This window comes from Acinetobacter pittii (genome assembly GCF_022449185.1).
Classification (GTDB): Bacteria; Pseudomonadota; Gammaproteobacteria; order Pseudomonadales; family Moraxellaceae; genus Acinetobacter; species Acinetobacter pittii_I.
In genome coordinates, this window is record NZ_JAKUKO010000006.1 from 1 (window position 1) to 20761 (window position 20761).

23 protein-coding genes, 1 rRNA gene and 1 pseudogene are annotated in these 20761 nt (G+C 38.7%); 8 read left to right on the forward strand and 17 right to left on the reverse strand.

The window, feature by feature from the left end; translation table 11 throughout:
* Positions 1-75 (forward strand): 5S ribosomal RNA (gene rrf / locus MKX14_RS18330); the annotation flags it as partial.
* 137 nt (positions 76-212) lie between these two features.
* A pseudogene (locus tag MKX14_RS18275) lies at positions 213-739 on the forward strand (NMCC_0638 family (lipo)protein).
* A 61-nt stretch (positions 740-800) separates the two neighbouring features.
* Here the strand turns inward: MKX14_RS18275 and pdhD are convergent.
* The 3 genes from pdhD to MKX14_RS13420 form a co-directional block, all read right to left on the reverse strand.
* A complete protein-coding gene (gene pdhD / locus MKX14_RS13410; protein ID WP_046813356.1) occupies positions 801-2174 on the reverse strand; it encodes a dihydrolipoyl dehydrogenase in 1374 nt (457 codons plus the stop codon).
* Between the two features lie 82 nt (positions 2175-2256).
* Positions 2257-3453: a hypothetical protein gene (locus MKX14_RS13415; protein WP_046813355.1), complete on the reverse strand. Its 1197-nt coding sequence runs from the start codon at positions 3451-3453 to the stop codon at positions 2257-2259.
* A 364-nt stretch (positions 3454-3817) separates the two neighbouring features.
* Positions 3818-4153 (reverse strand): TIGR01244 family sulfur transferase, encoded by a 336-nt coding sequence (locus MKX14_RS13420; protein WP_240282689.1) that lies wholly within the window; start codon positions 4151-4153, stop codon positions 3818-3820.
* 192 nt (positions 4154-4345) lie between these two features.
* On the opposite strand from MKX14_RS13420, the gene MKX14_RS13425 reads away from it, so the two are divergent.
* The 3 genes from MKX14_RS13425 to MKX14_RS13435 are packed head-to-tail and all read left to right on the forward strand — an operon-like array spanning position 4346 to position 6098.
* Entirely contained in the window at positions 4346-5242 is an 897-nt protein-coding gene (locus tag MKX14_RS13425; RefSeq protein WP_002116064.1) for an alpha/beta hydrolase, read from the forward strand.
* Positions 5243-5680: a thioredoxin TrxC gene (trxC, locus tag MKX14_RS13430; RefSeq protein ID WP_108011735.1), complete on the forward strand. Its 438-nt coding sequence runs from the start codon at positions 5243-5245 to the stop codon at positions 5678-5680.
* A 1-nt stretch (position 5681) separates the two neighbouring features.
* Entirely contained in the window at positions 5682-6098 is a 417-nt protein-coding gene (locus MKX14_RS13435) for an acyl-CoA thioesterase (protein ID WP_002116010.1), read from the forward strand.
* A 70-nt stretch (positions 6099-6168) separates the two neighbouring features.
* Here the strand turns inward: MKX14_RS13435 and MKX14_RS13440 are convergent, their stop codons facing one another.
* The 3 genes from MKX14_RS13440 to MKX14_RS13450 form a co-directional block, all read right to left on the reverse strand.
* Complete coding sequence (locus MKX14_RS13440) at positions 6169-6675, reverse strand: nuclear transport factor 2 family protein (RefSeq protein WP_017402663.1); 507 nt, start codon at positions 6673-6675, stop codon at positions 6169-6171.
* Positions 6676-6749: 74 nt separating this feature from the next.
* Positions 6750-7244, reverse strand: a complete 495-nt coding sequence (locus MKX14_RS13445) for a DUF4442 domain-containing protein (RefSeq protein ID WP_240282690.1) — start codon at positions 7242-7244, stop codon at positions 6750-6752.
* A 34-nt stretch (positions 7245-7278) separates the two neighbouring features.
* Positions 7279-7767, reverse strand: coding sequence for a YajQ family cyclic di-GMP-binding protein (locus tag MKX14_RS13450; RefSeq protein WP_032055429.1), 489 nt, complete (start codon positions 7765-7767; stop codon positions 7279-7281).
* A gap of 91 nt (positions 7768-7858) precedes the next feature.
* On the opposite strand from MKX14_RS13450, the gene glpE reads away from it, so the two are divergent.
* Positions 7859-8173 carry a rhodanese-like domain-containing protein gene (gene glpE, locus MKX14_RS13455; protein WP_240282691.1) on the forward strand — a complete coding sequence of 105 codons (315 nt, stop codon included), beginning with the start codon at positions 7859-7861 and terminating at the stop codon, positions 8171-8173.
* A gap of 36 nt (positions 8174-8209) precedes the next feature.
* On the opposite strand, the gene mnmC is transcribed toward glpE, so the two are convergent.
* The 4 genes from mnmC to ispZ are packed head-to-tail and all read right to left on the reverse strand — an operon-like array spanning position 8210 to position 11534.
* Entirely contained in the window at positions 8210-10084 is a 1875-nt protein-coding gene (mnmC, locus tag MKX14_RS13460; protein ID WP_240282692.1) for an FAD-dependent 5-carboxymethylaminomethyl-2-thiouridine(34) oxidoreductase MnmC, read from the reverse strand.
* Between the two features lie 23 nt (positions 10085-10107).
* On the reverse strand, positions 10108-10578 hold the full coding sequence (locus MKX14_RS13465; RefSeq protein ID WP_240282693.1) for a hypothetical protein: 471 nt from the start codon (positions 10576-10578) through the stop codon (positions 10108-10110).
* A 4-nt stretch (positions 10579-10582) separates the two neighbouring features.
* Positions 10583-10885, reverse strand: coding sequence for a YciI family protein (locus tag MKX14_RS13470; protein WP_240282694.1), 303 nt, complete (start codon positions 10883-10885; stop codon positions 10583-10585).
* Between the two features lie 34 nt (positions 10886-10919).
* Positions 10920-11534, reverse strand: coding sequence for a septation protein IspZ (gene ispZ, locus MKX14_RS13475; protein ID WP_005064166.1), 615 nt, complete (start codon positions 11532-11534; stop codon positions 10920-10922).
* Between the two features lie 44 nt (positions 11535-11578).
* On the opposite strand from ispZ, the gene trpH reads away from it, so the two are divergent.
* The gene (gene trpH / locus MKX14_RS13480; protein ID WP_240282695.1) at positions 11579-12430 is read left to right on the forward strand and encodes a PHP domain-containing protein; all 852 of its coding nucleotides are present in this window, start codon (positions 11579-11581) and stop codon (positions 12428-12430) included.
* Between the two features lie 7 nt (positions 12431-12437).
* On the opposite strand, the gene MKX14_RS13485 is transcribed toward trpH, so the two are convergent.
* Both MKX14_RS13485 and radC read right to left on the reverse strand, forming a co-directional pair.
* The gene (locus MKX14_RS13485; RefSeq protein WP_046813349.1) at positions 12438-13349 is read right to left on the reverse strand and encodes a bestrophin family protein; all 912 of its coding nucleotides are present in this window, start codon (positions 13347-13349) and stop codon (positions 12438-12440) included.
* Positions 13350-13410: 61 nt separating this feature from the next.
* Positions 13411-14130, reverse strand: a complete 720-nt coding sequence (radC, locus tag MKX14_RS13490) for a RadC family protein (protein WP_240282696.1) — start codon at positions 14128-14130, stop codon at positions 13411-13413.
* 99 nt (positions 14131-14229) lie between these two features.
* On the opposite strand from radC, the gene coaBC reads away from it, so the two are divergent.
* Positions 14230-15483, forward strand: a complete 1254-nt coding sequence (gene coaBC, locus MKX14_RS13495) for a bifunctional phosphopantothenoylcysteine decarboxylase/phosphopantothenate--cysteine ligase CoaBC (RefSeq protein ID WP_002116235.1) — start codon at positions 14230-14232, stop codon at positions 15481-15483.
* Positions 15484-15546: 63 nt separating this feature from the next.
* On the opposite strand, the gene secF is transcribed toward coaBC, so the two are convergent.
* The 5 genes from secF to MKX14_RS13520 all read right to left on the reverse strand — a co-directional run bounded on the left by secF (position 15547) and on the right by MKX14_RS13520 (position 20756).
* Entirely contained in the window at positions 15547-16512 is a 966-nt protein-coding gene (gene secF, locus MKX14_RS13500) for a protein translocase subunit SecF (protein ID WP_005804728.1), read from the reverse strand.
* 8 nt (positions 16513-16520) lie between these two features.
* Entirely contained in the window at positions 16521-18422 is a 1902-nt protein-coding gene (secD, locus tag MKX14_RS13505; protein ID WP_133481561.1) for a protein translocase subunit SecD, read from the reverse strand.
* Between the two features lie 51 nt (positions 18423-18473).
* The gene (gene yajC / locus MKX14_RS13510) at positions 18474-18803 is read right to left on the reverse strand and encodes a preprotein translocase subunit YajC (RefSeq protein WP_002116168.1); all 330 of its coding nucleotides are present in this window, start codon (positions 18801-18803) and stop codon (positions 18474-18476) included.
* Positions 18804-18900: 97 nt separating this feature from the next.
* Positions 18901-20034, reverse strand: coding sequence for a tRNA guanosine(34) transglycosylase Tgt (tgt, locus tag MKX14_RS13515; protein WP_240282697.1), 1134 nt, complete (start codon positions 20032-20034; stop codon positions 18901-18903).
* A gap of 152 nt (positions 20035-20186) precedes the next feature.
* Positions 20187-20756, reverse strand: a complete 570-nt coding sequence (locus MKX14_RS13520) for a LemA family protein (protein ID WP_240282698.1) — start codon at positions 20754-20756, stop codon at positions 20187-20189.
* Between the last annotated feature and the right edge of the window lie 5 nt (positions 20757-20761).

Here is a 20761-nt window from a genome sequence, read left to right on the forward strand (position 1 = left end):
CGAACTCAGAAGTGAAACCTCTTAGCGCTGATGGTAGTGTGGGGTTACCCATGTGAGAGTAAGTCATCGCCAGCTCATTATTCCAAACACCCCCATTCTAATGAGTGGGGGTGTTTCTTTATGTGTGATAAAAAAATCTAAATCCCCCATTAACTTTAGAATGAATTATGATATAAATCACATTATTTAAAATGATAACAAAAGTATTAATCATGAAATTTTCAGAATTTAAAATATTTTCCTTCATATTGTCTACAGTACTCAGTTGTAGTTCTATATATGCTAATGAAACTGTGAAAAGTTTGTATAGTACAAAAGCCTTTTTAAATATTTGTGTAAGTTCTAGAGGAAATCCTGAATTAATAAATAAACAAGCAAAAAATATGGGGTTTATCCAAATGCCTAATGAATATGCTGCACATTTTTTAAAAGATTATAATGGTCATGCATGATAAGTTCTTCTGAAGGAAAATTTGTTATTACTCAACTCGATAATGGCGTATGTTCATTATTTATAAATAAAGGAAATTCAACTGAAATTCAGCAGAATTTAGAAAACTGGCTACCTCCAGAATCTACGGGCCTAACTTATAAAAAAGAAATATTTAAAGATAGGAATTTGACCACAACAAATTATATTATTTCTAAAAATGGGAAGCCTTTAGAGACATGGATATATACTAGTTCATCTGAAAAGAATGCTTCATTAGTAGCGGTTATTTCTCATCAAATGAATTAATGAAAGCAAGTGGAAGTAGAGAAGAGCCAATTTAATTAATAAAGGGCTCTTCTAAAATTGATTATTTCAGTTGTCTACGCGCATGCTTTAGAGCAGTTCTAAGACCTTCTTCTAAGGTCGGATGATAAAAGGGTTTCTCTAGAATATCATTTAGCGTTAATTCTTCACCGATTATCCAACTTAATAAATGGGCCATATGTTCAGTTGCTTCTGTAAATAGCTCAGCACCGAGAAGTTTTTGGCTTTCCCGTTCAATATAAACTTCAATAGCACCTTTATTTTTTCCAAGAACTATAGCTCTTCCTTGTCGTTCATAAGAGGCTTCGCCTGTAATAAAATCTACACCTTTATCTTTTAATTGCTTATAACTTTGACCTACGATCGCCATTTCAGGATGACTAAAGACAATTCCTAATGGAGTAAGTGTCTTAACTGCGTTTACCTGTGGATAATTTAAACAGTTATAAACAACTTTTTTACCTTCATTAGCTGCTTCATGCTGTAGTGGTGTTGAGGTATAAGCATCCCCAACAATAAAAATTGGATATGTATCTAACTGCTTAGTTTTAGCATTTATGGGTAATAATTTAGTATCTTTGAATGAATTATCAATATTTTCTAGTTTTAAAGTATCAATTAAACTTGTACGGCCTGTTGCTGCTAAAACATATTCAACTTTGAGAGTTTGCTCTGTTTCATCAAGTTGGTAAGTTAATACAGCGTTTTCTTCAATGCATTTAACTTCACTCGGTAAAGTCTCGAATAGAATTGTTAATTCTTTTCCTAGCTCTTTTTGAGCAAGCTGTTGAAGTCTAGAACTAGTTAGGATTCCAATTCGTTTACTGCGAGCAAAGATTGTTGTTTCTACACCTAGGCGATGCATAGCTTGTGCAATCTCAAGAGCGATCACACCACTACCAATTACAGCAATAGATTTAGGAAGTGTTTTTAACTCAAATATTTGGTCTGTTGTTATAAGCCGGTTTCCTAATTCTTGCTTCCAAATTTGATCATAATTAGGAGTTGAACCGACCGCCAGAATAAAACTTTTTGATTTGTACTGTTTTCCGTTAACTTTTACAGTTTGTGCATCAATAAAATGTGCCTTGCCAGAAATTTTATGCTCAGTCGGCCATTGATCTACATCTTTTAAAGTTGCTTGTGTAAATCTGTCACGTAAAGTTTGTACATGCTGCATCACTTGATCAGTATTAATATTTGCAGATACGTCTAAAGCAACCTCTTGAGCATTTTGAATGTCAAACATACGGTTTGCTGTAGAGATGAGAACTTTACTTGGCATACAGCCTACACGGGCACAAGTGGTATCCCATGGTCCATCATTTATAATTAAAATATTGTTGGTATGTTTAATGGCTTCTTTGTATGCGCTAATACCAGCAGTACCTGCGCCAATGATAATAATATCGAACATTGTCATTAAGCTATTTTAATAGATATTTAGAATATATAGAAAAACCCTCTTGAACAGAGGGTTTCATCCTAATTATTTAGCTTTAAAATGTAAATTTTTGCATAAAAGGTGTTTTTAGGGTTGTTGAAACAGTCCCATTTTGATTAATAGACTGACCTTCAATGCTTACCCCATTAATAACATGCTTAAAGTCTAATGTAGTTCCATTCGAGCTTTGTTTGAAAGTAAAAATATTTTGTCCTTCTAAATAAATACTGCCATTAAATTTCTGTGCATTCGTTGTTGGTGATTCATTTTCAACTCGGCTTCCTTCAAGGCTAGTAATACTTGGTAGGCTCAATATTTGGTGATTATTAGCCATTACTTTATATGTTGCATTGTTTGTATTGCCAGGAGTAGAGTTCACAACAAATGAAATGGGCTCTGCAAAAGGGACATTAGGATTGTCATTAATGAGTACGTTGAAACCAGAACCACCTTGAACTACATACAGATCACCATCAATTGATGTATTATCTTTATAGACACTCATTGCACCTGTGGTTACTTCTTTTTCAGTTGGTTGACCTGTTTCTGGATCTGGAACAATAGTAGTTGTAGTTATTTTATAATCACTTGTAGCAGAGTTAATTAATACGAATCTTTTCTGCTTGGTTTGTTCTAGACCCCATGACTGTTGAAATGGGTAGGCGAAGGCTCCAGTAATTGTTACATCTTGGAAGTTTTTATCATTATTTTCATTTTGAAAAATATAAATTCTAGTATTTGATTGATAGTCTTCTAAATTTGGAGATGTATTGTCGTTTGCTAGTTTAATATTTTTTAAATCATCTGTTGTAATATCAAAGTCCCAATCATTATAACCAGTGAGTAAAGTTTTAATTTCTTCCCCTTTAAAGACATAGCAGGCGCGGTAGTCTGTAGTACTCTTGATAAAACATTTATCTCGATAGTGGTCGGAGTACTTAGTAAGATCTACTTTTCGAATGTCTAAGGTTAACTTAAGTGGTCCTTGAGCGAAGGTATCTAGTGCGTGATCAATATAACCTTTTGATTGCTTTTCATCATTAAGATCATAAACGCCAAACAAATATTTACCTTCTTGTTTTACACTATTTAAAACTGAGATCGCTAAATCCTGATCTGTTGATGGAGTGGTTGGTGTTGTTGTAGAACCAGAATTTGAATTTTGGTTGTAGTAACCATCACTACCTCCACCACCACAAGCTGTCAAAAAAGCAGCCAAAGTAATCCCACATACCCCATGAGTAAGTTTCATCATTATTCCCCATTAAATGATAAGTTATTTAAAATAATTTTTTAGATTTATAAAATAACATATATTTCATGAGGTTGCTCATTATATTTATAGTTAAACTAACTGATTAAATGCCTGTACCTATCGTTACTCCGACAGTAGGTTTTACTTGCATTGAGGAGCATGCGCTAATGATTAAACAGCTTAAAAGAGCGAAAATAAATTTATTCATAGAAAATTAATAAATGAATCAAAAGATATAAATACTCTAAATTAATATTATTTTTAGTTCTGTTGAGTTCGTGCAGAGATATGCAAAATAATTTATCAAAAAACCCTACTTTAAAGAAGAAATAGGGTTTTATGGAATATTAATTTCTTAAAATTAGTCGTCTAACAAATCCATTTGTTTGGCTAATTGATATAGATTATTTGAACGGTTTCCTGTACGGCAGAACATGAGTACAGGTTTTGGCAAATCATTATAATGATTTGCAAAAGTACGTACATCTAGCTCAGTAATTTGTCCAGCTACAACAGGTTGATAAACATAGTCTAAGCCTACTTGACGTGCTGCTTCTTCAATCTGAGCGCTTGTAGGTTGTTCTGGGCCGCCTTCCATATCTGGTCGGTTATTAATAATAGATTTAAATCCTTTTTCTACAACTTGGCCAACGTGTTCTGGACCAATTTGACCTGCGAAACCAACATTATCTGACATTTCGTCACTCCAAAATTTAACAAAACCTCTTATGCTGTATCATAGCATTAAGCTTAACCTGAGATACAAGACACTAAAACGTTGTTCCTACATAGATAAAACTTATGTCATAGAACAGCTCTAGATTTTTAAAAGGCGATCAGGATGTTTTTTGTAAATTCATTACTTCGACCATAATGCCACGGAGCACATATGCACGCTTATACGGTTGAGCCTTTATATGTTCCATGTGATCAGGAAATGATCGCAGCTGACTTTTATATTCCAAAAACAAATAATAAATCTGCGGTAATTATCATGGCGCATGGTTTTGCCGGATTGCGTCAATTTAAACTTATTCAGTATGCCCAGCGATTTGCTCAAGCAGGTTACGCTGTTATTTTGTTTGATTACAGATATTGGGGCGGAAGTACTGGCAAGCCTAGAGAAATGGTCTCCATCAATTCACAATTAGAAGATTGGAAGACGGTGATTCAGTATGCTTCGACTTCTAAACTCGTAGATAACCGAAGGATTGTGCTTTGGGGAACTTCTTTAAGTGGGGGATATGCACTAAGCCTAGCTTCTGAGTTAAAGAATATTCAAGCAGTTTTAGTACAAATTCCTTATGTAGATGGCGCTGAAACTGCCAAACTCTATCCTTTGCAGCGCTATCCGCAAGCATTGAAGCTATCAAGTCAGGATTATATGGGATCAAAGATGGGGCTTAATCCAAAGCGATTACCTGTTGTTGATCAACATAACCTATGCTTTATGCCTACAGCAGATAGTTATTATGGCTATTTATCGATTGTAAATCCTGATTATTATTGGAGTGGGGAAGTTCCTGCTCGTGTCTTTTTTAATTTGATGCGATACCGTCCAATCCAAGTTGTGCGCCAGATTAATATTCCGGTTTTATTTATTGCTGCTCAAAAAGATTCGCTTATTCCTATTGAGTCAAGCCGTGAAGCTGCGACAAATATTGCGCCTTTTGTGAGTTATCATGAATGGGATATGAAACATTTTGATATCTATCATGGTTCATGGTTTGAAAAAGCAGTGACAACCCAATTAGAATTTTTACATCAGCATATAGGAGTGATGTAAATGATTATTGTATGTGCATCTTGTGGTGCTAAAAACCGAGTTCCTGAAGAAAAACTTCCGGAGCAACCAAGCTGTGGGCAATGTCATCAGCCATTACTACCGCTTGTACCTATTGAGCTAAATGAGCAAAATTTTAGTAACTACATCACGAATAGTGATCTACCTATTCTTATAGACTTATGGGCAGAATGGTGTGGACCTTGTAAAATGATGGCTCCACATTTTGCGCAGGTCGCAAAACAGAATCCAGGCGTTATCTTTGCCAAGATTGATACCGAAGAATCTCCTCGCTTGAGCCAAGCTTTTCATGTGAGAAGTATTCCGACACTTGTCTTAATGAATAAAACGACAGAGGTCGCGCGTATTAGCGGTGCGTTACGTGCGCCTGAATTGCAGCAGTGGCTCGATCAACAACTTCAAACGAATTTCGGGAGCTAAGGTGTCAGAAGCTTATACCAAACCAGAAGGAATTTTATCCTTACAAACGATTGCCATGCCAGCAGATACAAACTGGAGTGGTGATGTATTTGGTGGATGGATTGTGTCACAAATGGACTTGGCTGGAGCAATTCACGCAGAACGTTTCAGTCGTGGTCGCTGTGCTACGATTTCTATTAATCAAATGACCTTTTTGGTTCCGGTAAAAGTTGGCTTTGTCATTAGCTGCTATACCAAGATCTTAAAAGTTGGAAATACTTCTATTCAGATGCAAATTGAAGTTTGGGATAGTCATGATGACTCTCGTGAACCAATACGCATTACTGAAGGAGTCTTTACCTTTGTAGCAGTAGATGTAAAAGGTAATAAGCGTCAAATACCTGAAGAAGCGAAACAGAAGTTTTTGGAAACTCAATAAGAATCAGAAAGCCTGAATATTAGTATTCAGGCTTTAATTTTTATTCAAAAGAAAAACTAGTTTTTAGAAATTAAAACATCGTATTTGTATTTTTGCTTTGCTCAGGAATATTTTGTATCACATCCCAATGCTCTACGATTTTCCCATTTTCAACACGGAATATATCAACAATCGCTCTTCCTCGATCTTTTTCATTTTCAGTCGAATGAACATGTAAAACGACAAGATTACCTTCAGCAATTGCACGTTTAATCTCATTTTTAGCTTGCGGATTCTTTTGGAATTTTTCAGTGAAGAAATTAACAAAAGGCGCTTTCCCATCTGGAACATTAGGATTGTGCTGAATGTATTGTTGACCAATATAGCGGTCTGCATATTCTTTGACTTTATGTTTTAAAAAGACACCTTCATAAAAGTCGGTCACTATTCTTTTGTTTTGAGCACTTACTTTATCAATAGCTTCTGATTTAGCCGAAGTTACTTTACTGGTTTTAATGCTGGGTTCAGTCGCGTGAGAACTTATAGTTGTAAATATTAAACTGGTAAATAAAGAGGAAAGAATCAGTATTTTTTTCATTTTGACCTCAAGATACAAAAATAATTTTTATATCTTGAGGTAAATAACCGTCTAAAAATACTTTAGATTAGTTATTATTTCTTACGTTTAGGTAACCATGCCCAGAGCATTTGGCATTGAATTGGTTCATTGCCTGCATCATCAATCACAGTAACAGGAATCACAAGTTCACCTTTCTCATTATCTGCAATAAACTTTTGTTGTTCAGCAGACAATGTTGCTGTAGCAGTCAAACCGCCTTCAACCACTTTTAAATAATCTACATGCAATGATTTGATTAATAAAATGCGGTTATCAGGAATATGTAAACCCGTTAGAAAACCTGTTGCAGTTTCTGCTAAAAGAGCCATCGCCGCAGCATGGACTCCTTTAATATGATTTTGCATGTTTTTCTGGTTTTCTAAACGGACAGTAACGTGGTTTGAGTCTACTTCCTGATAGCGGATATTTGCTGTACCCACCATTGGCACGATACGACCAAACGCCTTGCTCCAAAGCGTGCTCCGAATACCTTTAGGGAATTTTGAAGTCGCTTTTACCAGTTTTGATAGACGATTGGATTGAGACATGGAATTACCTTAGCTTTAAATGGCCGACAAGATATTAATCTTTAAAGTTATTAAACTGTAATGGCACACCGAATTGTTGTTCACGTAAAAAAGTCATGACTTGTTGTAAGGTGTCACGCTTTTTATCAGTCACACGAATTTTGTCGCCTTGAATAGAAGATTGCACTTTAACGCCACTTTCTTTAATGGCTTTATTAATTTTTTTTGCAGTATCAGAGTCAAGACCATCTTTAAGTTTAATGACTTGTACAAAGTTTTTGCCTGAAGCCGAAGCTTTTTGTGGATCAAGTGCTTGAACATCAATTTTACGTTTATAAAAATGATTTTCTAACATGTTATAAACTTGTTCACACTGGAAATCACTTTCGGTACTGATTTTGATTTCTTTATTTTTTTCATTTAATTCGATAGAAACATCATGACCACGGAAGTCAAAGCGTGTTGCAATCTCTTTTTGTGTGTTTTGTACAGCATGATTAACTTCAAATAACTCTAATTCAGAGACAATATCGAAAGAAGGCATAGTTTAGACCTTTACAAAGTGAAAGAATATTTGAGATGCTAAGAGGGTTTTCTTCATTTGCCAAGTGTTGTTTACATCAAAGGAGTGCACAATGATCCGTAAACAAGAAATTACAACATTTGAATTCCCAGAAAATGCTGTTATCTGGGATGTCCGTGATACTAATGCTTATGCAGAAGGGCATGTTAAAGGTGCGGTGAATCGCCCAATTAATGATTTGAATGCTGATATTTTGAAACAGGTCTCTGCGGGTCAGCCGATTTATATTTTATGTGGTGGTGGTAGCAAAGCTCCTCGTGCAGCTGAGAAACTAGAAGGATTGGATGCCTCGCGTGAATATGTCGTGCTGATGGGCGGGACACGTGCAGCTCGTGATGCTGGCTTGCCTCTAGAGCAGGGCGCATAAAAAAAGCACCTTCGGGTGCTTTTTTATTGAAATGAATTATTGCGGTTTAAAATAAAGCTTTTTAGGTTTCACTTTCTTTTGGAACCGTTGAGGACTCAATTTTTGTAATAGGCGGTCTGGCACTGGACAAGCTTCTCCTAATATTTGAGCAACTAAGATTTCACTGCATAGCGGTGCAAAAAGAAAGCCTTTAGAGCCAAGCCCGGCAAAAGTAGCAATTCGGCTATTCTCCTGCATTTTTCCAACCAGAGGAAAATAATCTAAGCTCTGTGCCCGTATGGATGCACGCCCTTGCCATGTCGAAGGTGACGGTAACTTTTCAGCATATTCAGGGAATACACTGTGGATTAATTCAAAGTTATGCACATGGTCTTCGGGAAGTACATCTTGATCTTCACGATTTGGGTAGAAAGACGCGCCTAAAATCATCTGTGCAGCGTCAAGTTGCATGCAATAGCCACCATAGCTATAAGCTTCATTTAAAGGCAGGGGGGCAAACGTATTATCAACCCAGCTCACTTGTCCACGTATTGGTTTTAACTGCGGATAGTTGTCAAATAAAGCAGCACTTTCTCGAGCGCAGCACACAACGACATGGTCTGCTTCTGCAATAATTTCATTGTCGGTTTGCAATTGAACTTTATTTTCAGAAGAAACAAGTGCTGTGACATGAGCAATTTTGAGATTGATACATGGATGCTGCAAAATTTCATCACGTAATTGATGTGGTGAAACGGAACCAGCCTCAGTTAGTAATATGCTTGAGTAATCAGTTTCAAGTGAGTTCGCTGAGTTGGTAACAACTTGAGCTGGATACTGATTTACCAAATCGAGAAGTTCATCTGCATTTTTCAATGCAATTTGTTGAATTTGAAGTGGACGGAATGCATTAAAATTTTTATAAAAATTTAAAGCATGTTGCCAACTTAAAGTCATGAGATGTTCATGACTTTGTTCAATTGGGCATAGTTTCGGATTAAGTAATGCCAAAGGGTTTCCAGAGGCACCCGATAATGCATTGTTTTGCTCGTATAAGGTCACTTGGTGGCCACGTGCTGCAAATGCCCACGCTGTGCTTAAACCTGCTACACCAGCCCCTATAATCGCAATATGCTGTTGCTCTGTAGCCAATGCATGAGTTTGATCTAATTCTGTGAAACCTTCATTAGATTCAGGCAGATTCCAGACTGCTTTGAGCATTTCTCGTTTATGGCCAAAACCACGTGGACGAGAAATATCGATACCATGTGCTTTTAGTCCACGTTTTAGAATGCCAGCAACACTAAAAGAGGCGAATGTAGTTCCATAACCTGAAAGACGGACAATATTGTTTAAAACATTTTGTTCCCACATGTCTGGGTTGCAAGACGGTGCAAAACCATCTAAAAACCAGGCATTCACAGCTTTAGTTTTAGCCATGCTTGGGAAAATTTCTTGCGCATCTCCAAGCCATAGATCGATGCTAAAACGTTCTTTAGGAAAAGTTAAACGATGACATCCAGCAATAGGCAGGGGATATTGTTCAATTAACTGCTCTGCAAGCGGTTTAAGTTCATCCCAGACATTTAAAGTGCGAATAAGGTCAGCTTTACTTAACGGAAATTTTTCCACGCTAATTGCGTGTAAATGGCTTTGATTATTAGGACGAATTTGCTGCCAAAGTTGCCAGAGTGCAAGAATATTTAAACCTGTACCAAAACCAGTTTCTCCTACACTGAAATATTCAAAATCTTTTAGATTGGCTAATCGTTCTGATAAGTCGTTACCATTTAGAAAAACATGTCGTGTTTCAAGTAGGCCATTATCTTTAGAGAAGTAGACATCACCAAATTGTTTAGAAATGGGAATCTCGATACCATCGACAAATTCCCAGTCCAGCTCTGCTGTTTGGATACGGTTTGATACGTTCATTGAATTTAATAGATCGCTTGGGATTACCACTGGCGTCGACGTTTTGTATGAATATAACTAGCAATAAAGAAACCTAGCAATACACCACCCGCTAAGGTAACAGCGCCATATAAAAACATTTGCGCACTTCGTTCGCTTTGTAAGACTTGAACCTGAACAGAGAGATTATCATTTTTTAGCTGTAACTCTTGGTTCTGGGCTAGCGCTTCAAGGTTGGCATGTTCTAGCTGTTTTAAGCGAGATGCTTGATCTTGAACTAAGGCTTTGATTTTTGCGTCTTGCTGTTGCTTGTTCTTTGCGAGCTGTTCTGCTGTAAGTGGTTGTGCTGCAGTTGGTGCTGTTTTGACTCCAGTTGCCGATGTTGGAGCTGGTTTAGCGGCTTGAGTTGAAGGCGCACTTGGAGAAGGAGTTGCTGGTGTCGCAGCAGGTTCAACTGCTCCAGCAGTTGAACATATCAAACACAAGCCAATAAAGCTTTTGATTGCAAGCTGCATGCGATTACCCTTTTGGAAATGCTTTATTAAACGGTTTTACATCAATGTGAGCATAAATGCCTTCTTTAAGGAATGGCTCTTCTTTTAACCATTCATCTAATGCTCCGCGACTGTCGAATTCAACAATCATGGTGCTACCAAAGAAGCCTGCTTGCGGATCATTAGGATCTTTTGGCATAGCACCCGCTGTAACAAGGCGGCCTTCATCATCGAGTTTTTGTAAGCGTTCGATATGCTGAGGGCGTACTGCCAAGCGTTTTTCTAAAGTTCCTTCGTTATCGGTACAGCTTAGAACAAAAAAAGGCATGTAATCGTATCTCTATAATCAATCTGGAAGCACTTTAAGCGTCTGGTGACTTAAAATGTTTACGTAAAATAATGAACTGAATAATGATAAATGAAAACATGACGATCATGTCACCAAATGCGGTAAATTCACCCCAATATTTTCCACCGTGAAACAAAAATGCGAAGAATACATGCAGACAAGACATCACAACAAACATCGCAGCCCAAGCAAAATTGAGGTTTTTCCAACCTTTTTCACTCAAATCTAAAATCGGGTCAAATAAGCGTTGAATGAGCGGTTTACGGTCTTTACCAAACCAAGGTGAAACCAAGAATGCGCCTGCGAAAACTAAATTTAAAATCGCAGCTTTGAGACGAATATAGAAATCGTCACTTAACATGAGGGTGATACCACCAAAAATGACAGTCATAAACAATACAAACCACTGTTGTTTATCAAGACGGAATTTTTGGAAAACGAATAGGGCACCATATACCACAAGCATTGAAATAATTAAGCCAGTCGTCGCTACAAGAATATTATTATTATCGGCACCACCAGCAGACCCGATCAGTTTCAGTAAAGGATGCTGTGTGTCAGTTGGATCAACTGTTTTATATAAATAGAAGAAAATAATTAATGGAACAAAGTCCAGAAGTGCTTTCATGTTAGAGTATCTGATCAGGTTTGGCGAATGGCATAGTATAAAAGATGCAAGGCATAGATTTACATACACATAGCAATATTTCTGATGGAACTTTGTCTCCAGAATTGCTGGTGCAAGCTGCTATAGATGTGAACTTGCATACGTTGGCTTTGACTGACCACGATACAATGGATGGGTTGCAGCGTGCAAAAAATGCTGCACAAGGCCATGATTTAAATATTATTTCTGGCACAGAGATTTCTAGTCAGTGGTCGCGCCCAACCACTAAGAAGAGTTATGGTGTACATATTGTTGCTTTAAATATGCAAGATGAAGCACCAATTTTAGAAGCATTAGAACAACAAAAAAGAATTAGAGCGCAAAGAGCTAAAGTGATTTGTGAGCTATTAGAAAAATGTATTGGTTTTCAGATTTATGATGATGTTCTTGCCAAAGTAGAAAATCAGGCGGATAGGGTAACAAGAACTCACATTGCTAAAACATTGGTCGAGAAAAATGTCGTGACTCGTCCTCAACAAGCATTTGATCGTTTCTTAAAAGAAGGAAAACGGGCTTTTGTAAAGTTTGAAGGACTAGGCTTAAAAGAAGCCATTGATGTGATTCATCAAAGTAAAGGCTTCGCAGTATTAGCACACCCGACCCGCTATGATTTATCTGCAACTAACGTTCGTTATTTAATCGAGTTGTTCGCAACTTCAGGTGGGGACGCAATTGAGTTACCTCCACCAATGGAACCTCTATCTACCCGCCAAATGATTGATCGAATGATTGAACAATATCAGTTGGCAGTTTCAATTGGCAGTGATTTTCATGGTGAAAATATGCCATGGATTAAACTCGGAAATACACCTAAACTCACTGATAAGCAACAAGGGATTTGGGAGCGTTTTCTTTAATCGAGGTTTAGAGTAAGTTGTTATCTTGAGCCTGAATTGGCGGTGGGGTAGGCTTACCGAGCGTCCCTAACAGTTCAATCTCGATATTACGCACCATAGCATCTAGCGGTAAATCATTACTTTGAGTACCGAAAGGCTCTTCAATTTCAGAGCTTAGCGCATCTAGACCTAAAAATGTGTATGCCAAAATTCCGACGAGTAAAGGTGTTGCTAATCCAAGCATTGACCCTAGACTAAACGGCAACATAAAACAGAAAAAATAAACTGTGCGGTTGAGCAAAACTGAATAGGCAAATGGAATTGGTGTATTGGCAATTCGGTCACAGCCCGTTTGTACGACGCTTAAGTCGGCAACATTCCTATTCATTTGTGCATAAATGATGTCAGAAATTTCACCTTCTTTAAGTGCCTGTAACAACTCCCATTGAATGAGACTGAGCGTGTACTGAGGTGCATTATTTTGTTGGTAGAGCTGAGTAAGTGCTTGCTGGCTCATACCACTGGTTTGTATTAACTCAGTTGGGTTCGCTGTCTGACGGCGCAATCGGTCACGTAATACATTAGCAAACACAATGACATGCTGAATAACACGTTCACGGCGAGCTTGGGTTAAAATACGGCAGTCACGGTCAAAATGGCGTGAAGTTGCAATCAAAACGCCCCATAATTTTCGCGCTTCCCACCAACGGTCATAACATGCGCTATTTTTAAAACCTAAAAAAATAGAAATTACAACGCCAATAAGAGTAAAGCCAACCAAAGGAATTTCTGGAAAACGATAAAGGTTGATATATTCCACGCCACCAATGATTGACGAGATCAACATGAGTACCCCTAAAGAGGGTAAGATTTTAGGTAATATCGTCCCTCGCCAAGAGAATAAAACTTTAAAAATACCAGGCTGTTCACGAACAATCATTTTATTTTAAACATCACTATTTTTATTTTGATATTCTAGGCTTAGTTGTACTTTGTCAATATCATTGAACTGATATTGTTGCTGGGTTGAGCAGTTGTTGTTCAGCAAAGGAAAAGCTCCCTTCTGGTGAAATAATAAAGTGGTCAAGCAGACGAATTTCAACAAGCTGACAAGCCTGTTCAAGTTGCTGAGTTAATGCAATATCTTCGGAAGACGGTTTTGGAGAACCAAAGGGATGATTGTGTGCAATAACGAGTTGACAAGCATGTTGCTGTAAGGCGTAGCGTAAGGTTTGATTGACCGAAACTGCGCAATGCTGAACTGAACCAAAGAATAGTTTTTTAAAATGAAGTTTTCTTAATTCGGGATCTAGACACAAAACAGCAAAGACTTCTTGTTTTTCGCCTTTTAATTCATAGCGTAGATAATCCAAAACTAAATCTGAGGAATGAAGGCTGAGATTATGTGCCTGGAAGTGATGATCGAGATAACGCCGTCCAAGTTCTTTGACTGCCAATAATTGTGAATATTTCGTTGCCCCAATGCCATTAAATTGAGTTAACTCACTTAATGGCGCATCAAACACAGCATTTAAGCTACCAAAGTGTTGAATGAGTAAACGCGACAGCTCGACAGCTGAATGTTGCCTTGAACCTGAGCGAAGAAAAATCGCGAGTAGCTCAGCATCTGAGAGACTTTGTGGACCTTGTTGTAATAACCGTTCTCTTGGCCGTTCTTGTTCAGGCCAATTTTTAATAGAAGTATTCATATTCCCCAGCATAATTCGCTTAAAATTTTATTTTGTTTGCCCAATCAATCTTGGGTCTGCGCGTATTTAATGCTATTGTGAGCGCCACTGCAACAGAAAGGTATCCTGTTCGTGAGCTTTGATCTAAGCGTTATTCCTCATAAAAACATTGTTTTAGCTGTTACTGGCGGAATTGCTGCCTATAAAAGTGCCATCTTAGTCCGCCGCCTCAAAGATTATGGCTTTGACGTGCGAGTGGTGATGACACATGGTGCTCAGGCATTTATTACACCACTAACTTTTCAGGCTCTTTCTGGTAATCCTGTTCATACTGAACTTCTAGACCCTGCGGCTGAAGCGGGTATGGGACATATTGAATTAGCGCGTTGGGCTGATTTATTACTGGTCGCACCTGCAAGCTGTGACACATTGGCTAAATTTGCGAATGGTTTGGCAGATGATTTACTCAGTACAGTTTTTTTGGCAACAAAATCTCCTGTGTGGGTAGCTCCGGCGATGAACCAGCAAATGTGGGCGGCTAAAGCAACTCAACGTAATTTGCAAACCTTAGTCGAAGATGGTGTACATGTAATCATGCCGGATGCGGGTGAGCAGGCTTGTGGTGATGTCGGCTTAGGCCGTATGCCTGAGCCAGAAGAAATTGCTCGTCAAGTCGCTGGCTATTTTCATCAAGCTCAACGTGCCATCGCTGAGAAATTTGGACTGTTGGCAGGTAAGCGAGTGGTTATTACTGCTGGGCCAACACGTGAAGCGATTGACCCTGTTCGTTATATCTCAAACCATAGTACTGGAAAAATGGGCTTTGCTTTAGCCGCTGCTTGTTATGCTGCTGGCGCGCAAGTGACTCTGATTGCTGGACCTGTAAGTTTAGATACGCCAAATGGTGTTCAACGTGTAAATGTTGCCTCAGCACGACAAATGCTTGACGTCAGTATGAGCTCTCTGGAAACAGGCTGCGATATTTTTATTGCGACTGCGGCAGTTGCAGACTATCGCGTAGCAGAAGTTGCTGAGCATAAGATTAAGAAAGCAGGGGATGAGTTGAATGTTTCCCTTGTAAAAAATCCAGATATTGTGGCAACAATCGCAGGTCAGGAAAAACGTCCATTTATGGTGGGCTTTGCAGCCGAAACGCAAAATGTTGAAGAATATGCGGCAGGGAAACTTGTTGCTAAAAAACTAGACATGATTGCCTGCAATGATGTATCACGTGCAGATATTGGGTTTGCTTCTGATGAGAATGCGATGACAGTTTTCTTTGCTGAAAGCTATCACATGAAAAAGCGTGAGTTAGAAAAAGCATCTAAACAGGAAATTTCTCAACAGCTGGTTGAAGCTATTTCGGATGCATTACGCCGTAAATAATTTTTGAATCAAATAAAAAACCGCGAATGAATCGCGGTTTTTTTTACAGTCGTATTTAGACAATCAAGGAATTTCATCTTCAAATTCAGGTTTAACCTGAACGATGAAGTCTTGGCGGTTAAGACCACGCCACAATGCAAATGCAGTACCGATATAAATCGAAGAATAAGTACCAACAAATACACCAACAAACATTGCCACAGAGAACCAGTGTAGACCATCACCACCTAAGAACATCATTGCTAGAACAACCAGCAATAACGTCATTGATGTATGAATGGTACGACGTAAAGTCTCTGTTAACGCAATATCGACGATTTCACGAGGAGTCGCACCGCGAATTTTACGGAAATTTTCACGGATACGGTCTGACACTACGATGTTATCGTTAAGCGAGAAACCAATAACAGCAAGTACCGCAGCTAACACTGTAAGGTCAAATGGCCATTGGAATAATGCAAAAGCACCAATAATAATGATGATGTCGTGGAATAAAGACATTACGGCACCCATCGCGAGTTTAAACTCAAAGCGGATGGTCACGTAGATCAACATTAAGATAAGTGCTAGTGCAACGGCACCAGCAGAACGAACATAGAGCTCGTTACCAACCTGACCACCGACAGAGTCCACTTTATGAACTTCGGCAGCATTATTTGGTAACTGCACTGCTTTAGTAATCGCATTACTAAGGTCTTCAACCTTAACTTCTTGTACTGGCATACGCACAAGTAAGTCTTTATTACTACCTAAGGTTTGTACTACAGCATCTTTAAAACCAGCTTTATCGAGTGCCTGAATAACTTCAGACTGATTGGCTGGTTGAGCATAGTTAAGCTCAGCTGAAACACCACCTGTAAAGTCCAAACCGAGGTTAAGACCTTTAGTCGCAATAAAGAAAATACTTGCCAAAGTAATAAGGATCGAGAAGATTGCCGCAGGTTTAGCAATCTTCATGAACGGGATGATTTTTGCATCATCCGGACGACCATATTGTTTTGAATCTTGTTGAGTCACTTTAGTCATCATCGATCTCCTTAAATGCTCAACTTTTTCAAATTACGACGTTTGCCATAAATGATTTGTACGATTGCACGAGTTACTGTAATTGCAGTAAACATCGAACAAATAATACCGATCATTAATGTCACGGCGAAACCTTTGATTGGGCCTGTACCAATTGCAAACAGAATAAATGCAACGAGGAACGTGGTTAAGTTCGAGTCAAAAATGGTGTTATAGGCTCGATCATAACCGGCCACAATGGCCTGTTTGGGGGAGGCTCCCCAGACCATTTCTTCTCGGATACGTTCACATATCAATACGTTCGCATCGACCGCCATACCAATGGTAATAACGATACCGGCAATACCCGGTAAGGTGAGGGAAGCTCCAATCCATGACATCACGGTTAAAATCATTGCCAAGTTAAACACAAGCGCAAAGTTCGCGATTAAACCGAATACACGGAAGAAAACGACCATCCAGATTGCAACGAGCAAGAAGCCTATTTGAGTAGACAATACACCTTTATCAATGTTTTCTTGACCAAGGCTTGGACCCACAACACGTTCTTCAACAAAGTACATTGGCGCAGCTAAAGCACCAGCACGAAGCATTAATGCAAGTTCAGATGCTTCTTGAGGAGAACTTAAACCAGTAATACGGAAAGTCGAACCTAAAACAGCTTGAACTGTTGCAGCATTAATGACTACAGACTCAGTGTATGGCGTACGAACTTCTGTTTGTGCACCAGTTTTTGGATCGGTGACATAGTTAATTTTTTGCTTGTTCTCGATGAACAATACCGCCATGCGTTTACCAACCGCATTACGGGTTGCATCGGACATCAGCTTACCGCCAGCACTGTCGAGCGTAATATTTACTTCGGCACCGCCAGAGTCCTGACTAAAGCCAGAGCTTGCATTTTGAACACGCTCACCAGTCAAGATTCGGTTACGTTGCAACAAGAGTTGACGACCGCTGTCTAAAGACTCATAAGCAAAAACTTCTGTGCCTGGAGGTAAAGGTTGACCATTATATTTACCCGTATATGGATCGATATATTGATCATTTAAGTCAGAAACTAAACGGAATTCGAGATTCGCAGTACGGCCTAAAACACGTTTAGCTTCAGCTGTATCTTGTACACCCGGTAATTCAACAACAATACGGTTGCTACCCTGACTTTGTACCAATGCTTCTGCAACACCAAGTTCGTTAATACGATTACGTAATGTTGTTAAGTTCTGATTTACCGCATATGACTGAATTTCTTGGCGACGCACATCAGTATAAGTAAGCTTTAAAGTAGAACCTGTAGAGCTTGCTAATGCCTGTTGGGTATATTCATTCCCATTACGACGTAAAAAATCCATTGCTGCATCACGGTCAGCATTGTCAGCAAATTGAACAGTGATCACATTATTTGTTAATGCAAGACTGTTAAATTTGATCTTGTTTTCACGGAACTGACGACGCAAATCGGTGGCAGAGGTTTCCATACGTTGGGCAACGGCTTTGTCCATATCTACTTCAAGTAAGAAGTGGACACCACCACGTAAATCCAAACCAAGTTTCATTGGTTTTGCCCCAATCTTTTGCAGCCATTCCGGTGTGGTTGGTGCAAGGTTTAGGGCAACAACATATTGATCACCTAAGTCACGACGTAATACTTCTTTTGCCTTTAACTGCGCTTCAGATGAACTGACACGCAATAGGGCAGCATTATTTGTAAAAGTATTGTCATGGCTCGCAATATTTGCTGTTTTTAAAATTTGCTCTGCTTTTTTCACCACACTTTGATCAATTTGGGTACCTGCTTTGGCACCGGAAATTTGAACAGCGGGCTCATCCGGATATAGACTTGGCAGTGCGTATAATGTACTGATTACCAGAACAACCAGAATCAGTAAATATTTCCATGCAGGGTAACGCATTCGCTTTCTTCTTAAATGAAAAAGCCGTGCTAAAGCACGACTGTTTTATGATTAAAGGTTATTTAGAGTGCCTTCAGGTAATACTGAAATTACGCTGGCACGCTGAATTTTTACTTCTACACCACGGCTAAGTTCAACAACTGCATAGTCACCTTCAATTTTGGTTACTTTGCCCATTAAACCGCCAGCAAAAACAACTTCACTACCAACACCTAAGCTCTCGATCAAAGAACGGTGTTCTTTAGCACGCTTTGCTTGAGGGCGCCAAATTAAGAAATAAAAGATTGCAACGAATACGACAATCATCAAGATGTTTGGCAAAATACCATTAGTTGGGCCAGCTGCCGGTGCTGCATGAGCAGCAGAAATTAAAAAGCTCATTTTGATTTCCTAAAGTTAAAAATATGAGTCAGATAACTGACATAATCCTAGTTCGTTTTGCAATTTACCTTGTCTTGAGGTTGAGCGCAAATCTGGCTTATTCATCAACAGGACATAGTGGAACTTCTAAACCACGACGGGCATAAAAGTCCTGAACAAATTCATCAAATGTGCCATTGTCTAATGCATCACGCATACCTTCAGTCAAACGTTGGTAATAACGTAAGTTATGAATAGTACCGAGCATAGATGCCAACATTTCTCCACATTTTTCAAGATGGAATAGATAGGCACGGGTAAAGTTCTTACAAGTGTAGCAATCGCAATGTGGATCGAGCGGGCTCTGGTCATGGCGATATTTGCTATTACGAATACGTACCAGACCATCAGTGACAAAATAATGACCGTTTCGCGCATTACGAGTCGGCATTACACAGTCAAACATATCGACACCGCGGCGTACCGCTTCAACGATATCTTCTGGTTTACCAACGCCCATCAAATAACGCGGTTTGTCATGTGGCATTTTATTTGGCAGATAATCTAAAACTTTGATCATCTCTTCTTTAGGTTCACCTACAGATAAACCGCCAATTGCATAACCGTCAAAGCCGATTTCTAAAAGGCCATTTAAAGACTCATCGCGTAAGTCTTCATACATGCCACCTTGAATAATGCCAAATAACGCATTGTGATTTTTGAGCTCATCATGATGATGAGTTTTACAACGTTTTGCCCAGCGTAAAGAAAGCTGCAATGATTTTTGAGCTTCTTCATGTGTTGCAGGGTAAGGCGTACACTCATCAAAAATCATAACGATGTCAGAGTTCAAGACCTGTTGAATTTCCATAGAAATTTCAGGTGATAAAAATACTTTTGAACCATCAATCGGTGAGCGGAAAGTAACACCTTCCTCTTTGATTTTGCGCATTGCGCCAAGACTAAAAACTTGGAAACCGCCAGAGTCAGTCAAAATTGGCTTATTCCATTTAATAAAGTCATGCAAACCACCGTGTTCTTTAATCACTTCAAGACCCGGGCGCAAATATAGATGGAACGTATTTCCTAAAATAATTTGTGCCTGAATGTCTTCGATGTCACGAGGTAACATGCCTTTGACTGTGCCGTAAGTCCCCACTGGCATAAAAACAGGTGTTTCAACAACACCATGTTCTAAAGTTAAACGACCACGACGGGCGCGCCCCGACTGACCTAATTTTTCAAACTTCATCTAAAAATCCTGAACACGAGCAGAGGCGAAGAAACAGTTCGCTGCTAAAAAGAGGGCTATTTTCCTTGATTCTGCGACGTAGTTCTACTACTAAATGTAGCTGGTTATAAAATAGATAAATTTCCGATAGTTTAGAGAGTATTTTCTTCCTATTAAAAATTAGGTTTATAGTCAAAATTTTCATTAACAAGATTATCTCTAAAAGGGCGAATCGCTTTCTTGGATAAAGTTAACGTGTTAATGAGATTATTAGGGAATACTTCAATCTGGTTGTTGAACAGCTCGACATTGCGGTTAAAAATGCTAATTGCTGCACCAACATTTTCATTCTGTTCCTGAATGTCATCCATCATTTTGCTATAGAGTGAATCAGCTTTAAGCTCTGGATAATTTTCAACAACAACGTTTAAGCTTCGAATAAGTTCTTGGCTCATTTTCTCGATCTGTTGTAGCTGAGAAATATCAGTGTTATTCACATTTAAATTAAGAATTTGCTGACGTAATTCAGTGACTTTTTCCAATGTCGATTTTTCAAACTGAGTATATTGATTGAGCGTTGATTCGAGAGATTCCAAGGTCTTTACTTTTTGACGCTCGAAATTGGCAACTTCAGCCCAAGCTCTTTTAGTCGCATTAAAGTAACGTACGATGGTGTTACGGATGTGAACGCCCCAGACAATCAGTACGACGAATATCCCCAAGAAAATAAATAAACCTGTCATTTTCA